This is a genomic window from uncultured Caulobacter sp., assembly GCF_947036865.1.
GTDB lineage: Bacteria > Pseudomonadota > Alphaproteobacteria > Caulobacterales > Caulobacteraceae > Caulobacter.
The window spans coordinates 1-15,512 of record NZ_CAMQSF010000063.1 but is presented as its reverse complement, the minus strand read 5'-3'; the positions used below and the strand labels follow the sequence as shown (position 1 = coordinate 15,512).

General features: G+C 70.3%; 14 protein-coding genes. 12 read left to right on the top strand and 2 right to left on the bottom strand.

Going from position 1 to position 15,512, the window contains the following annotated elements:
* The 6 genes from Q0V34_RS19370 to Q0V34_RS19345 form a co-directional block, all read left to right on the top strand.
* Window positions 1–1,085, top strand: a 1,085-nt coding sequence (locus Q0V34_RS19370; RefSeq protein ID WP_297515567.1) for an endo-1,4-beta-xylanase, incomplete at its 5' end; no start/stop codon positions are given.
* Window positions 1,086–1,214: 129 nt separating this feature from the next.
* The gene (locus Q0V34_RS19365) at window positions 1,215–2,882 is read left to right on the top strand and encodes a glycoside hydrolase family 43 protein (RefSeq protein WP_297515564.1); all 1,668 of its coding nucleotides are present in this window, start codon (window positions 1,215–1,217) and stop codon (window positions 2,880–2,882) included.
* A 228-nt stretch (window positions 2,883–3,110) separates the two neighbouring features.
* On the top strand, window positions 3,111–4,184 hold the full coding sequence (locus tag Q0V34_RS19360) for an acyltransferase (protein ID WP_297515562.1): 1,074 nt from the start codon (window positions 3,111–3,113) through the stop codon (window positions 4,182–4,184).
* Window positions 4,185–4,338: 154 nt separating this feature from the next.
* Entirely contained in the window at window positions 4,339–4,842 is a 504-nt protein-coding gene (locus tag Q0V34_RS19355; protein WP_297515559.1) for an FKBP-type peptidyl-prolyl cis-trans isomerase, read from the top strand.
* Between the two features lie 267 nt (window positions 4,843–5,109).
* A complete protein-coding gene (locus tag Q0V34_RS19350; protein ID WP_297515556.1) occupies window positions 5,110–6,705 on the top strand; it encodes a flavin monoamine oxidase family protein in 1,596 nt (531 codons plus the stop codon).
* Window positions 6,706–6,721: 16 nt separating this feature from the next.
* The gene (locus Q0V34_RS19345) at window positions 6,722–7,135 is read left to right on the top strand and encodes a cytochrome c (RefSeq protein WP_297515554.1); all 414 of its coding nucleotides are present in this window, start codon (window positions 6,722–6,724) and stop codon (window positions 7,133–7,135) included.
* A 114-nt stretch (window positions 7,136–7,249) separates the two neighbouring features.
* Here Q0V34_RS19345 and Q0V34_RS19340 read toward each other — a convergent pair whose 3' ends face one another.
* Complete coding sequence (locus tag Q0V34_RS19340; RefSeq protein WP_297515552.1) at window positions 7,250–8,830, bottom strand: aldehyde dehydrogenase (NADP(+)); 1,581 nt, start codon at window positions 8,828–8,830, stop codon at window positions 7,250–7,252.
* Between the two features lie 118 nt (window positions 8,831–8,948).
* Here Q0V34_RS19340 and Q0V34_RS19335 point away from each other — a divergent pair, with 118 nt between their 5' ends.
* On the top strand, window positions 8,949–9,839 hold the full coding sequence (locus Q0V34_RS19335; protein ID WP_297515550.1) for an oxygenase MpaB family protein: 891 nt from the start codon (window positions 8,949–8,951) through the stop codon (window positions 9,837–9,839).
* A gap of 181 nt (window positions 9,840–10,020) precedes the next feature.
* The gene (locus Q0V34_RS19330; RefSeq protein ID WP_297515547.1) at window positions 10,021–11,724 is read left to right on the top strand and encodes a terminase family protein; all 1,704 of its coding nucleotides are present in this window, start codon (window positions 10,021–10,023) and stop codon (window positions 11,722–11,724) included.
* 28 nt (window positions 11,725–11,752) lie between these two features.
* Here the strand turns inward: Q0V34_RS19330 and Q0V34_RS19325 are convergent, their stop codons facing one another.
* Complete coding sequence (locus Q0V34_RS19325) at window positions 11,753–12,169, bottom strand: endonuclease domain-containing protein (protein WP_297515544.1); 417 nt, start codon at window positions 12,167–12,169, stop codon at window positions 11,753–11,755.
* Window positions 12,170–12,299: 130 nt separating this feature from the next.
* Here Q0V34_RS19325 and Q0V34_RS19320 point away from each other — a divergent pair, with 130 nt between their 5' ends.
* The 4 genes from Q0V34_RS19320 (at window position 12,300) to Q0V34_RS19305 (ending at window position 15,468) form a co-directional block, all read left to right on the top strand.
* Entirely contained in the window at window positions 12,300–13,442 is a 1,143-nt protein-coding gene (locus tag Q0V34_RS19320; protein WP_297515541.1) for a phage portal protein, read from the top strand.
* On the top strand, window positions 13,439–13,687 hold the full coding sequence (locus Q0V34_RS19315; RefSeq protein ID WP_297515539.1) for a hypothetical protein: 249 nt from the start codon (window positions 13,439–13,441) through the stop codon (window positions 13,685–13,687). The genes Q0V34_RS19320 and Q0V34_RS19315 overlap by 4 nt, the downstream gene beginning before the upstream one ends.
* Window positions 13,684–14,085 carry an HK97 family phage prohead protease gene (locus Q0V34_RS19310; RefSeq protein WP_297515536.1) on the top strand — a complete coding sequence of 134 codons (402 nt, stop codon included), beginning with the start codon at window positions 13,684–13,686 and terminating at the stop codon, window positions 14,083–14,085. The genes Q0V34_RS19315 and Q0V34_RS19310 overlap by 4 nt, the downstream gene beginning before the upstream one ends.
* 159 nt (window positions 14,086–14,244) lie before the next feature.
* Window positions 14,245–15,468 carry a phage major capsid protein gene (locus tag Q0V34_RS19305; protein ID WP_297515533.1) on the top strand — a complete coding sequence of 408 codons (1,224 nt, stop codon included), beginning with the start codon at window positions 14,245–14,247 and terminating at the stop codon, window positions 15,466–15,468.
* Window positions 15,469–15,512 lie beyond the last annotated feature (44 nt).

Here is a 15,512-nt window from a genome sequence, read left to right as displayed (position 1 = left end):
TGGCCGCCGGGGCCGCCGCGGCCCTGGCCGGGACCGCCGCGCCGGCGGCCGAGCCCTCCCTGCGCGACCTGGCCCGCGCCAAGGGGCTCTATTTCGGCAGCGCCGTCGGAACGCCCCTGCTGGACGATCCGCGATACGCCGCCCTCTTGGCCCGCGAGTGCGGCGTGCTGGTCCCCGAGAACGAGCTGAAGTGGTACGTCGTGCGGGCGCGGGGGCCTGAGTATTTCGACTTCGAGCGCGCCGACCGCATCGCCGCCTTCGCCCAGGCGAACGGCCAGGCCCTGCGCGGCCACACCCTGCTGTGGCACCATCCGCAATGGTTTCCGGCCTGGACCAAGACCTACGACTTCGGCCCGCGCCCGGCGCAGGCGGCCGCCAGGATGCTGACCGAGCACATCCGCGCCCTGTGCGGCCGCTATCCCCGGATGATCTCGTGGGACGTCGTCAACGAGACGGTCGATCCCAAGGACGGCGCGATCCGCCGCACCTTCCTGTCGGACGCCATGGGCCAGGAGCCGGTGCTGGACCTGGCCTATCACACCGCCCGCGAGGCCGCGCCCAAGGCTCGGCTGGTCTATAACGACTATATGAGCTGGGAGGTCGGGCAGGAGACCCACCGAGCCGGCGTGCTGAAGCTCTTGGAGGGCTTCCGCAAGCGCGGGACGCCGGTCGACGCCCTGGGCGTGCAGAGCCACATCGGGGCCGAGAACGCCGACACCTTCACCGGCTTTGGCAAGCCCGACGAGAAGGCCTGGCGCGCCTTCCTCGATGAGGTCACGGGCATGGGCTACGACCTGCTGATCACCGAGTTCGACGTCCACGACAAGGGCCTGCCGGCCGAGATCGGCCCGCGCGACGCGGCGGTGGCGGCCTATGGCAAGGCGTATCTCGACCTGATGCTGAGCTACCGCCAGGTGCGCGAGGTGCTGGCCTGGGGGATGGTCGACAAATACTCGTGGCTGCAGGGCCAGTGGCCGCGCCAGGACAAGCTGGCCAAGCGCCCGACCCTCTATGACGACGCCTATCGGCCCAAGCCCCTGCGCGAGGCCGTGGCGGCCGCGCTGCGGGCGGCGCCGGGGCGGTGAACGCCACCACCACCGTTCTTCCCCGCGAAAGCGGGGACCCAAGCGGCGCATGGGTTGGAACGCGTCGCCAAACATTAGGCTCGGCTTGGATCCCCGCTTTCGCGGGGAAAACCGGGTGAAGGAACTGGAATGATCGCACTCGCCTTGGCCACGGCGCTCGCCGCCGCCCCCAACACCGCCGCCTTCAGCCACTTCGTCTACAGCGGCTCGGACCCGTCGGACGCGGTCAAGGCCGCGCCGGGCCAGTACCGCAACCCGATCGTCCAGGGCTTCTATCCCGACCCCAGCATCACGCGGGTCGGCAAGGACTATTACCTGGTCAACTCGACCTTCGCCTGGTTCCCGGGCCTGCCGATCCACCACTCGACCGACCTGGTCCACTGGACCCAGATCGGCAACGCCATCGACCGGCCGGGCATGCTGGACTTCAAGCGGCTGGGGCTGTCGCGGGCGGTGTTCGCGCCGTCGATCGACTATCACGACGGCCTGTTCTACATCCTCAACACCTGCGTCGACTGCGGCGGCAACTTCCTGATCACGGCCAAGGATCCGAAGGGGCCGTGGTCTGATCCGGTGTGGCTGCCGACGGTGGGCGGGATCGACAGCTCGATCTTCTTCGACGACGACGGCAAGGCCTGGATCGTCAACAATGACGAGCCGCCGGAGAAGGCCGCGTATCCCGGCCACCGGGCGATCTGGATCCAGGAATACGACATCGCCGGCAAGAAGACCGTCGGGCCTAGGACCGTGCTGCTGGACAAGGGCGTCAACCCGGCCGCCAGGCCGATCTGGCCCGAGGGGCCGCACATCCTGAAGAAGGACGGCTGGTACTATCTGGTCGCCGCCGAGGGCGGCACGGCCGAGGGCCACAGCCAGGTGGTGCTGCGGGCCAAGACGGTGACTGGGCCTTATGTTCCTTATACGGACAATCCGATCCTGACCCAGCGCGACCTGCCCAAGGACCGGCCGCTGCCGATCACCTCGGCGGGCCACGCCGACCTGGTCGACACCCCCGACGGCCGGTGGTGGGCGACGTTCCTGGCGGTGCGGCCCTATGGCGAGGATCTCTACAACACCGGCCGCGAGACCTTCCTGCTGCCGGTCGAATGGAAGGACGGCTGGCCGGTGATCCTGCCGGCCAAGACGCCGATCCCCTACGTCCACGCCGCGCCGAGGCTCCCGGCGACCCCCGCGCCGCCGACCTCCGGACCGTTCACGGTCGCCGAGACCTTCGCGGGTCCGGAGCTGCCGAAAGGCTGGATGACCCCGCGCATCCCGACCTCGCGCTTGTGGTCGGTGAAGGGGGGGACGCTGAGCGTCCAGGCCCGGCCCGACGCCCTGGGCGGCCACGCGCAGCCCTCGCTGTGGGCCCGGCGCCAGCAGCACATGAACGCCACGGTCTCGACCACCCTGCGCTTTACGCCCCGCGCCGACGGGGACAAGGCTGGGCTGGTGGCCCTGCAGAACGACGATTTCTACTGGTTCGTCGGCCTGGTCCGCGCCGGCGGCAAGACCCTGGTGCGGGTCGAGAGGCGGACGGGCAAGGACGATCCGGTGGACGGGGTGGTGGCGGCGGAAAAGCCCCTGGCCCTGAAGCCGGGCGCGCCGCTGAACCTGCGGATCAGGGTGACCGGCGGCGTGCTCGACTTCGCCTACGGGACGGCGAAGGGGCGGTGGGAGACGGTGCTCGCGGGCGCCGACGGGACGACCCTGAGCACCAGGAAGGCCGGCGGGTTCGTCGGGACGATGCTGGGCGTCTACGCGTACGGGGCGGGGGAGGCGCGCCTAACCCCTTGATGACTCCCAGGAGGGATGCCGTAACGGGACGTTCTTCTCCGTCTGCGGCAAGGCGGAGCACGCTGAGGGTCTTAATGCTCCTATGAGCTAAGCCGTTCAGCGGGGCTTCGCGGGCGGCCCGCGTTTCGGTCAAAGGCGCCTTTTCGCTCCCAGCTTTGGCCAGAGCATGCTCATGTGCGCATGCTGGCGCATGCCAGGTTGAGGAGGCCGGAAATGCCATCGAGGCAGTTGGCTGGTCTGGACCTACTTAGGTTTCTAGCCGCTACGATGGTGGGATGTTTCCACCTGTCCTACTGGGTTGGAGTCAAGGGCTCGACGACCTACGGGCTCACGAAAGGCATTTTCTCTGGCCAGCCGGGGTTTCAGTCCGGTTGGGTGGGCGTCGAGATCTTCTTCGTCATCTCGGGCTTCGTTATCGCCTACAGCGCTGAGAACGTGGGCGCCACGAGCTTCGCGCGCAGTCGTTTCCTGCGCTTGTGGCCCGCTGCCGCGATCTGCGCGTCGCTAACACTGCTCGTGATGCTGTGGGCCGCGGGCTCGAGGCCTTCGGAAGTCTTCACCACCTATCTCCGAAGCGTATTCTTCGTCCCGTTCCCGCCTTGGATTGATGGCGTCTATTGGACACTGGGAGTCGAGATCGCGTTTTACGGGCTCGTCTGGTTGTTGTTGCGCCTGGGACGGTTCGGCTGGATTGATGGTCTAGCCTGCGTTCTGGCGCTTACGAGCACATCGCTATGGCTCGCGGCGCCGATGGCGCCCCTCATCGCAAAAGGGCTTCATCATCGCTTCGGCGAACTTCTGCTGCTGACGCATGGTTGCGAGTTCGCCTGCGGCATTCTGCTTTGGTTGGTGCTTTTCAAGAGAGCCGAGCCGAGAAGACTGATCTTCCTAGCGCTTGCTTTGCTGGGCGGGGTTCTTGAAATCCTCGATGAGGCGTCGGTTAAAATCCCCGGGCCCCCCATGAACGCCTTCGCGGCTATACTGCTTTGGCTTGGCGCGGTCGCGCTGTTGACCGCCAGTGTCGTGCATAGATCGCTAGTCGATCGTTGGCTGACGGGTTTAGCCAAGCTTATCAGGCTGATGGGGCTCGGCACGTATCCGCTTTATCTCGTTCATAACAGTATCGGCGCGGTCATTATGGGTCGCTTAGCCGCCATGGGAGTTGAGAAGGGGTATTGCGGGCCTATAGCGCTTGCCGTCGCGATGCTGATCGCGGGAGCCGTGACCTTATGGCTGGAGCCTCCCGTTCTGCGACTGCTGCGGACCCTCATGGGCGATGATCGGCGGATTGTGCGAGCCTAGTTCGGTTTGGCAACCAGGGGCTTCCCCCGCGCGGCGGCTTTGGCTTTCCCGGAGCTCTGCTCGCCCCCCCTCCCCAAAATTTCGCCGCGAAGTTCCGGTCAAGGACGGCTACGGTGGCGCTCACCGACACCGGTTCGAGTTCGAGAGACCCTTCATGCGCCTTCTTGCTTCCCTGGCCGCCGTGGCCGTCGTCGTCGCCGCCAGCGCCGCGTCCGCCCAGCAGGTCACGCCGCCGCCGCAACTGAACGCCCCGGCCCCGCCGGCCGCCGCCGCCGGCAAGGCCTTCCTGGCCAAGAACGCCAAGGAGCCGGGCGTCGTCACCCTGCCGTCGGGGTTGCAGTACAAGGTCGTGACCGCCGGCCCCAAGGATGGTCCCTCGCCCAAGGTCGGCGACATCATCAAGGTCCACTACGAGGGCAAGCTGCTGGACGGCACGGTGTTCGACAGCAGCTTCCAGCGCGGCAAGCCGGCGATCATGCCGCTGGACGGCCTGGTCCAGGCCTGGATGGAGACCGTGCCGAAGATGAAGGTCGGCGACGAGTGGGTGCTCTATGTCCCGCCGGAGCTGGGCTATGGCGCCGAGGACAACGGCCCGATCCCCGGCGGCAGCGTCATGGTGTTCCGGCTGAAGCTGCTGGGCATGCTGTCGGCGGACTGAGCCACGCCTCCCTTCCCCCTCGATGGGGGAAGGGCCGGGGATGGGGGTGATGCGACGGTTCGGCCGCCGCGGCCGTGATCACCCCCACCCAACCCTCCCCCATCGAGGGGGAGGGCTTATCCCACTGCACAGTTCGCGCGCATCGGGATGATCTCGGCGCCGATAAATCGGGGTTTCGCGCCCCGTGTTCGCGCCGGCCCCGCCGCGCCCTCTGCCCGCCGCCGTCCGCCCTGCTAGCCCTTTCGAGGAGATCAGCGGGAGGGCTTCATGGATTCGGGCGCCAGGACGCCGACGCGGCGGCAGCTGCTTTCGGCCATCGCCAAGGTCGGCGGGACGGCCGCGCTGTACCAGGCGATGACCTCGCTGGGCCACGCGGCCGAGACCCAGTTCCACGGCCCGCCTAACCTGCAAGGGGCGCGGCCCGGCGCCAGCGTCATCGTGCTGGGCGCGGGCCTCGCCGGCATGCTGGCGGCCTACGAGCTGACCAAGGCCGGCTACAAGGTCAAGATCCTGGAGTTCCAGAACCGCGCCGGCGGCCGCAACTGGTCCCTTCGTGGAGGAGATACCTATACCGAGCTGGGCGGGGCGGCCCAGAAGGTCGGCTTCGCGCCCGGCAACTACCTGAACCCCGGTCCCTGGCGGATCCCCCACCACCACCGGACCCTGCTGCACTACTGCAAGCAGTTCGGCGTGGCCCTGGAGCCGTTCATCCAGTTCAACCACTCCGGCTGGATCCACTCGTCCCAGGCGTTCGGCGGCAAGCCGGTGCGGTTCAACACCGCCGCCGCCGACTTCGAGGGCAATATCGCCGAGCTCCTGGCCAAGTCGATCAACGCCAAGGCCCTGGACGACGCGGTGACCAAGGAGGACCGCGAACGGCTGCTGGAGGCCCTGAAGGGCTGGGGCATGCTGGACAACGACTACAAGTATTCGGCCAGCCTGAAGGCCGCCGCCCATCGCGGCTTCGAGCGCCCCGGCGGCGGCGGGGTCAACGGCGCGCCGATCCCGTCCAAGGACCTTTCCAGCCTGCACGACGTGCTGGACCCGCAGGTCTGGACCTCGATGGCCTTCTTCATGGGCTACGAGATGCAGACGACCATGTTCCAGCCGGTGGGCGGCATGGACATGATCGGCAAGGCCTTCGCCAGGCAGGTGTCGGACCTGATCACCTACGGGGCCAAGGTCAGCAAGATCGCCCAGGACGACAAGGGCGTCACCGTCAGCTTCACCGACGTCGCGACCGGCAAGGCCAGCGAGGCCAAGGCCGACTGGTGCGTCTGCACCATCCCGCTGGGCATCCTCGGCCAGCTTGATTTGCAGGTCACCGACCAGATGATGGCCGCCATCAAGGCCGTGCCCTATTCGGGCCAGGTCAAGATTGGCCTCGAGATGAAGCGCCGCTTCTGGGAGGAGGACGACTTCATCTATGGCGGCCACAGCTTCACGGATCAGGAGATCGGGCTGATCTCCTATCCGAACAACAACATGTTCAAGGACGGGCCGGCGGTGCTGCTGGGCGCCTTCGCCCGGGACCTGGGCGCGTATCGGCTGTCGGGCATGACGCCCGAGCAGCGGATCGAGGCGGCCCTGGCGCAAGGCTCTGTGATCCACCCCGGCAGCTACCGCAAGGAGTTCGTCACCGGCGCCTCGGTCGCCTGGAGCCGGGTGCCGTGGAGCCTGGGCTGCTGCGCGCGCTGGAACGAGGAGACCCGCAAGGAACACTACCAGACCCTGGTGGCCATGGACCGGCGCATCGTGCTGGCGGGCGAGCACGCGTCCTATGTCGGCTGCTGGATGGAGGGGGCGCTGCTCTCGTCCATCGACGCCATCACCCGTCTGCACAAGCGCGCCCTGGAAGCGTAACGAGGAGGCCTGAGCCATGCGGAAGATCGTTCTAGCGGCCGTCCTGCTGGCGGCCTTTCCCGCGGCGGCGCCCGTGGCCGCTCAAGACTCGGCCGGCGGCGTGGTGCGGGTGGAAAAGCCGGTGACCGGCGAGCAGGTCTATGGCCAGGTCTGCCAGGCCTGCCACATGGCCGACGCCAAGGGCGCGACCGGGGCGGGGACGATCCCGGCCCTGGCCAACAATCCCAGGCTGGCCGGCGCGGCCTATCCGATCATGGTGGTGACGGGCGGCAAGGGGGCGATGCCGGGCTTCTCCGGCATGCTGAGCAACGCCCAGATGGCCGAGGCGATCACCTATGTCCGGACCCACTTCGGGAACAACTACGCCAAGCCGGTGACCGAGGCGGACGTCGCCAAGCTCGCCAAGCCGCCGCCGGCGGCGAGCCACTGAGGATGCTCCCCCTCTGGGGGAGCTGTCACGAAGTGACTGAGGGGGCCTTCTCGGCATAGGCCGCGCTGCCCCCTCCGGCCCTAAGGGCCACCTCCCCCAGAGGGGGAGGAGCTTTTAAAGCTTCAGCTTCCCATCCACCCGCCGGACGATCCCGAGCGGGTTGTCCGTCTTGAGCTCCGCCGGCAGCAGGGCTTCGGGCAGGTTCTGGTAGCTGACCGGGCGCAGGAAGCGGGCGATGGCCAGCGTGCCGACCGAGGTCGTCCGGCCGTCGGAGGTCGAGGGGAACGGGCCGCCGTGGACCATGGCGTGGGCGACCTCGACGCCGGTGCCGAAACCGTTGACCAGGATGCGCCCGGCCTTCAGCTCCAGGGCCGGCAGCAGCTGGGCGGCCAGGGCGTGGTCGGGGGCGTCCAGGTGCAGGGCGATGGTCAGCTGGCCCTCGAGGGCGTCGATGACGCGGGCCAGCTCGGCCGCGTCGGCGCAGCGCACCACGATCGAGGCCGCCCCGAACACCTCCTCGTGCAGACGCGGATTGGCCAGGAAGGCCGCGCCCGCGACGCTGAACAGAGCCGTCTGGCCGGTGTGCGAGCCGTCCGCGCCCTTCTGGCCGCGCGCCACGGTGGTCACCTCCGGCGCGCCGACCAGCGCCTCCACGCCGTGCGAGAACGCCTGGCAGATGCCCGGCGTCAGCATGACGGCGGCCGGCGCGGCGGCGACGGCCTGGCCGGCGGCCGCGACGAAGGCGTCGAGCTCGGGGCCGTCGATGGCCAGGATCAGGCCGGGATTGGTGCAGAACTGGCCCGCGCCCAAGGTCAGGGCGGCGACGAAGTCCGGCGCGATGGCCGGGCCGCGCGCGGCCAGGGCGGCCGGCAGCAGGATCACCGGATTGATGCTGCTCATCTCGGCATAGAAGGGGATCGGCTCGGGACGGCCCTGGGCGATGGCGGCCAGGGCCAGGCCCCCGCGCCGCGAGCCGGTGAAGCCGGCGGCCTTGATCCGCGGATCGGCGACCAGGGCCTGGCTGACCTCGTAGCCGCTGTCGTGGATCATCGAGAAGACCCCGGGGTGCAGGCCGACCGAGGCGACGGCGGCCTGGATGGCGCGGCCAACCAGTTCCGAGGTCCCCGGATGGGCCGGGTGGGCCTTGACGATCACAGGGCAGCCGGCGGCCAGGGCGCTGGCGGTGTCGCCGCCGGCCACCGAGAAGGCCAGCGGGAAGTTCGACGCGCCGAACACCGCTACCGGGCCCAGCGGCACCTGGCGAAGACGCAGGTCGGGGCGCGGCAGGGGCTTGCGGTCCGGCTGGGCCGGATCGATCCGCGCCTCCAGGAAGCCGCCGTCGCGCAGCACGCTGGCGAACAGGCGCAGCTGGCCGGTGGTGCGGGCGCGCTCGCCCTCCAGGCGCGGACGGGGCAGGCCGGTCTCGGCCATCACGCGGACGATCAGGTCATCGCCGATCGCCTCGATATGCTCGGCGATGGCTTCCAGGAAGGTGGCGCGGGCCTCGTAGGAGAGGGCGCGATAGGGGCCGAAGGCTTCGGCGGCCAGGGCGGCGGCGGCCTCGACGTCGGCCTTGGTCGCGCCGCCGAACGCGGGCTCCAGCGTCTCGCCGGTGGCGGGATTGACCCCCTTGATCTCGCCGTGGGTCCCCTTGCGGCCTTCGCCGCCGATCAGAAGCTCGCCCGTCAGATGCACGTTCGTCGTCCTTCGCACTGGTCCAGGCGGCCATATGGGCGCGGTACCATGACAAGTCCAATGCGGTTACGGGATTGTTGGGTGTAGGCTGCGCATCGACCAGGAAATGATCGTCCGCATGCCCTTTGAGCCCATCCTGGCCCGCCTCGCGCGCGACGCCTTCGCGGTTCCGGTCGGGGCGCGCGTCGACTTCGCCCAGCCGCCGGGCGAGCCGGCCCTGGCCGCGCCGGACTCGGTGTCGTGGCGGGTGTTCAAGAACCCGGTGGCGTTGTTCGTCGGCGGGATCACGGCGGTGATCCTGGAACTGGCCGAGCCGCGCGTGCGCACGGGGGTCTGGGAGCATTCCACCTTCCGGGCCGATCCGCTGGGCCGGCTGAGGCGGACGGGCCTGGCGGCCATGGTCACGGTCTATGGCGCGCGGTCGGTGGCCGAGACGATGATCGCCGGGGTCGGCCGCCAGCACGCGCGGGTGGCCGGCGCGACGCCCGGCGGCGCGGCCTATCGCGCCGACGACGCCGACCTGCTTGATTGGGTGCAGGCGACCGCCAGCTTTGGCTTCCTCACCGCCTATCACGCCCTGGTCGCGCCGCTGAGCGAGGCCGAGCGCGACCGATTCCACGCCGAGGCGGGGCCGGCGGCGCGGCTTTACGGGGCGCTCGGCGCGCCGGCCTGCGAGGCCGCCTGGCGGGCCCGGCTGGCGGCGACCCTGCCGAGCCTGGAGCGGTCGGACATCGTGTTCGAGTTCCTCGATCTGATGCGGGCGGTGCGGATCGCCGGGCCGTTGAGCCGGCTGCAGCATCCGTTGATCCGCGCGGCCGTGGGGCTGGTTCCGGAGGAGGTTCGGGCGGTGCTAGGGCTCGGGGGCGAGTGGCTGCCCCGGCCGTTCGAGGGCGCGGTGATCCGCGCCGCGGCGCGGCTGGCCGACCGGACCCCGATCCCGGGCGCGCCGCCGTACGAGGCCTGCCGGCGGATGGGGCTGCCGGGGGATTGGCTCTATCGGCGGCGGTAGCGGGCGTCTCAGACTCTCTCCTCCCCTTTTGGGGGAGGGGGACCGGCGAAGCCGGTGGAGGGGGCCGGCGCCAAGGCTACGCCCCGCGTGCCGCCCCCCCTCCGTCTCGCCGCGTATTCGCGGCGATCCACCTCCCCCAAGAGGGGGAGGAGAAGCGGGGGAGCATCCCCCACCACGGGGATTGAGCGGCCTGAATGCTCTGAATTCGCCGACCAAAACCCCGCCAATTCAGCGCCTTGTCACTTTTACGCGCCCGCCGATCATCCGCGCCCGCTGGCGCCGTATCTTTGTGTCATGGCCGGAAGAAGCGACGAGGCGGCGGGCTGGAGCGAGATGCTGCAGACCCGCCTCCGCGAGAAGATGGACACGCTTCTCGACAGGTTCCTGGAGAGCGACGACCCCGCCGAGAAGGCCCAGATCGAAAAGGAGGCGCGGACCTGCGGGGTCTTCGCCCGGTCGATCAAGGCGGTGGCGACGATGGTCCCGGAGCGCGCGGCTCCGAAGTCCGCCGACGACGCGGCGGCCAATGACGACGAGGTTTCCATGCATGACGGCATTCCCGACGAGCCCGAGGAGATTCAGGCCGCTCTTGCCGCCCGCTTTGATCGCTTCGCTGAGCTCCGCGAGCTCAAGCGCCGAGCGGAGGCTGCTGACGGCGGCCATGATGGCGCTGGCGACGCCGGATCAGCGGCGGCTGCTGAGCGCGCTGCTCGGCGAACCGCTGATCCATCAGACGACCCCGGTTCGTGACGACTGGTCGACCTGGCTGCTGCTGGGCGGCCGGGGCGCGGGCAAGACCTTCGCCGGCGCGCGGTGGATCACTCTGAACGCCCTGGCCTATCCGCTGATGGCCCTGGTCGGCCCCACCCTGCACGACGTGCGCGAGGTGATGATCGAAGGCGCCTCTGGGCTCAAGGCGATGGGCGGGCCGCTGTTTCGCCCCCGCTGGGAGACCTCGCGTCGGCGGCTGGTCTGGCCCAACGGCGCGACGGCCTACGCCTTCTCGGCCGAGGACCCCGACAGCCTGCGCGGGCCGCAGTTCCACGCCGCCTGGGCCGACGAGTTCTGCGCCTGGCCCAGGCCCGCCGAAACCCTGGCCATGCTGCGCTTTGGTCTGCGGCTGGGCGAGGACCCGCGCCTGGTGGTGACCTCGACGCCGCGCCCGATCCGGGCGCTGAAGGCGCTGATGGCCGAGCCCGGCGTCGCCGTGACCCGCGCGGCCACCGCCGCCAACGCCGAACACCTGGCGCCGGCCTTCCTGCGCACGCTGGAGGCCCTCTATGGCGGCACCCGGCTGGCGGCCCAGGAGCTGGACGGCGTGATCGTCGAGACCGACGGCGGCCTGTTCCGGGCCGAGGACCTGGCCCGCTGCCGGGCGGCGCGGCCGGCGCGGCTGGACCGCGTGGTGGTGGCCGTCGACCCGCCGGCCACCGCGACCGGCGACGCCTGCGGCATCGTGGTGGTCGGCCGCCGCGACGACCGCGCCTTCGTGCTGGCCGACGAGACGGCGCGGGGCTTGTCTCCCGCTGGCTGGGCCGCGCGGGCGGTTGGCGCGGCTCGAACCTGGCGCGCCGACGCCCTGGTGGCCGAGGCGAACCAGGGCGGCGACATGGTCCGCTCGGTCCTGGCCGGCGCCGACCCGCCGTGCCCGATCAAGCTGGTGCGCGCTTCGATCGGCAAGCGGGCGCGGGCCGAACCGGTGGCGGCGCTGTACGAGCAGGGCCGCGTGCTGCACTGCGGCCCGTTCCCGGCCCTGGAGGAGGAGCTGATGGCGCTGGGCTCGGGCGACCTGGAGCACAGCCCCGACCGGGCCGACGCCCTGGTCTGGGCGGTGAGCGAGCTGATGCTGGGCGCGCGGGGGCGGCCGAGGCTGAGGGCGCTGTGAGGGCAACCGCGCGGAAGCGAGGCTGAATCTATCTCTCCTCCCCCGTTTGGGGGAGGGGGACCGGCGAAGCCGGTGGAGGGGGCGCGCGCCGCGCCTCCGCGATGAACGTGCGTATCGCGCCAAGCGCGCTGTCCACGGAGTCCATCACCTCATGCGCCGGGATTCGGAGTGTTCTGACCCCCTGAATGTTCAGCCATCGATCGCGCGCGGCGTCGCGCTCGGGCTCGCGATCGAGGGTGTGACAGGCGCCGTCGACTTCGACCGCCAAGCGTAGCGCCGGGCAGTAGAAATCCAGCACGCAGCGACCGAAGGGGTGCTGGCGGCGAAACTTGAGACCCTCAAGGCCGCCGCGCCTCAAGGCATTCCAGAGCCGGGCTTCCGGCGGCGACATTTGGCGCCGGAGGCTGCGGGCCAGGGTCACGGTTTCGGGGCGGGTTTGCTCCATGGCTCGGGTCTCCCGTGCTGTCCCCCTCCACCAGCTTCGCTGGTCCCCCTCCCCCAAAGGGGGAGGAGAGGGCTGCTATTCGCCTACCCTATCGTGTTCCCTATTCGTTCTCAACCCTCGGGAGCATCCCATGCCCCTCTTCAAACGCCGCTCGTCGGTGGAAGCCAAGGACTCCCGGGCCGCGCGGCTGATCGCGCTGACGACCAGCGGGCAGCCGCGGTGGACGCCGCGGGACTATGGCGCGCTGGCCGCCGAGGGGTTCGCCAAGAACCCCGTGGCGTATCGCTGCGTGCGGATGATCGCCGAGGCCGCCGCCGCGACGCCGCTGGTGGTGTTCGTCGACGGCCGGCGGGCCGATGATCACCCGCTGAAGCGGCTGCTGGATCGGCCCAATCCCGAGCAGGGCGGGCCCGATCTGATGGAGGCGTTCTTCGGCGGGCTGCAGGTGGCCGGCAACGGCTATCTGGAGGCGGCGGGGGAGGGGGCGCCGAGCGAGCTCTACGCCCTGCGACCCGACCGGATGACCGTGGTTCCCGGACCGCGCGGCTGGCCGCTGGCCTATGACTACCAGGCCGCCGGGCGCACGGCGCGGATCGGGCGCGACGGCGACGGCTGGCTGCCGGTGCTGCACCTGAAGCTGTTCAATCCCACCAACGATCACTACGGCTTTTCGCCGCTGGAGGCGGCGGCCTTCGCGATCGACGTGCACAACGCGTCCAGCGCCTGGAACAAGGCGCTGCTGGACAATTCGGCCCGGCCGTCGGGCGCGCTGGTCTATTCGAGCAAGGACGCCGGCGACCGCCTTTCCGACGAGCAGTTCGACCGGCTGAAGACCGAGCTGGCCTCGGCCCATTCGGGGACGGCCAACGCCGGGCGGCCGCTGCTGCTGGAAGGCGGGCTCGACTGGCGGGCGATGTCGCTGTCGCCGGCCGAGATGGATTTCGCCGAGGGCAAGCACGGCGCGGCGCGCGAGATCGCCCTGGCGTTCGGCGTGCCGCCGCAGCTCCTGGGCATTCCCGGCGACAACACCTACGCCAACTATCGCGAGGCCAACGCCGCCTTCTGGCGCGGGACCGTCGTTCCGCTGGCGCAGCGGGCGGCGCGGGCGCTGAGCGGCTGGCTGGGGCCGAAGTTCCCCGGCGCGACCATCGCCCCCGACCTCGAGGCGGTCCCGGCCCTGTCGGCCGAGCGCGACGCGCTGTGGAGCCGGCTGCAGGCCGCCAGCTTCCTGACCGACGCCGAGCGCCGGCGGCTGGCGGGGCTGGAGCAATGAGCAGCGCGGTCACCCGCTGGCGCTTGGACCGCCAGGTGTCGGCCGCGGTGCTGGTCGCGGTCGCGATCCAGGCCGCCGCGGCGCTGCTGTGGGCCGGCAAGGCCTCGGCGCGGATCGACGAGATGCAGCGCCGGCTGGAGGCCCAGGCCCCGGTGGCCGAGCGCCTGGCGCGGCTGGAGACCCAGGCCGAGGCCTCGCGCCAGTCGCTGGAGCGGATCGAGGCCAAGCTGGAGCGGGGTCAATGAAGGATCTCGCGATCGAGGGCTACGCCTCGCTGTTCTGGACGCGGGACCTCAATGACGACGTCACCGCCGCCGGCGCCTTCGCCCACAGCCTCGCCGAGGGCGCGCCGGTGGCGATGCTGCACCAGCACGACGAGACCGAACCGGTCGGCGTCTGGGACGAGGTTCTCGAGGACGCCAAGGGCCTGTTCGTGCGGGGCCGGGTCCTGCGCTCGACGCCGCGCGGCCGGCTGGTCGCGGCGCTGATCGAGGCCGGGGCGCTGGACGGCCTCTCGATCGGGTTTCGCCAGGTCAAGGCGCGGACGCAAGGCCGTCTGCGGGTGCTGAGCCGCGTGGAGCTCTGGGAGGTGTCGATCGTGACCTTCCCGATGCTGCCTGGGGCGCGGCTGCGAGCCGTCTGAACTTCCTTCTCCCCATGCGGGAGAAGGTGGCCGCGACAGCGGTCGGATGAGGGGTTTCTCGGCGCCGCCGGCGCGACCCCTCATCCTCCCACCGGCCCTTGGCCGGCGGGTCCCTCCTTCTCCCGCAAGGGGAGAAGGCCATTCGTTCTGGAGATCCCCATGAAGGAAACCAAACACGCGGCCTCGCCCGAGGCCCGCGCGGCGCTGGCCGAGGTGCTGACGGCGTTCGAAAGCTTCAAGGCCGCCAATGACGCGCGGCTGGCGGCGATCGAGACCAAGCGGGCCGATGTGCTGCTGGAGGAGAAGGTCGGCCGCATCGACGAGGCCGTGGCCCGCGCCCAGGACCGGCTCGATCGCCTGATGGCCGACCTGCGCCGTCCCTCTCTTTCGGCTGATGCGCCTCAGGCGCATGTCGACGAGCGCAAGGCCGCCTTCGACCGCTATGTGAAGACCGGCGAGACGGCTTCGGCCCTGCTCGAAGCCAAGGGCCTGTCGGAAGGGACCGCCACGGCCGGCGGCTATGTGGCGCCGCCCGAACTGGAGCGGCAGATCCTGCGGCGCCTGGCGGCCACCTCGCCGATGCGCGAGATCTGCCAGGTGCGCACCATCGGCGCGGGGACCTTCCGCAAGCCGGTCTCGCCCACGGGCCTGGCCGCCGCCTGGGTGGCCGAGACCGCCGCGCGGCCGGAGACCACGGCCCCGACCCTGGACATCATCGACTTTCCGGCCGGCGAGCTCTACGCCAGCCCGGCCGCCACCCAGGCCCTGCTGGACGACGCCTATGTCAGCATCGACGAGTGGCTGGCCGAGGAGGTGCAGGACGCCTTCGCCGCCCAGGAGACCACGGCCTTCGTCAACGGCGATGGCGTCAACAAGCCCAAGGGCCTGATGGCCTACACGGCCGCGCCGGACGCGTCGTACGCGTGGGGTCAGGTCGGCTACGTGGCCACCGGTTCGGCCGGCGCCTGGCCGGGCAGCAACCCGACCGACAAGCTGATCGACCTGATCTACGCGGCCAAGACCCAGTACCGCCAGAACGGCCGCTTCGTGATGAACCGCCGCACGGTCAGCGCCGTGCGCAAGTTCAAGGACGCGCAGGGCAACTACATCTGGAACGCGGCCCTGCAGCCGGGCCAGTCGGCGAGCCTGCTCGGCTTTCCGGTCACCGAGATCGAGGCCATGCCCGATGTCGCGGCCAATGCCTGCGCGGTGGCGTTCGGCGACTTCGAGAAGGGCTATCTGATCGTCGACCGCGCCGGGGTGCGGGTGCTGCGCGACCCGTACTCGGCCAACCCGCACGTGCTGTTCTACACCACCAAGCGCGTGGGCGGCGGCGTGCAGAACTTCGACGCGATCAAGCTGCTGAAGTTCGCGGCGTCGTAACCGAGCTCCCCCTCCCCCCAAAAAAAAAAAAAAAAAGGGCGGGG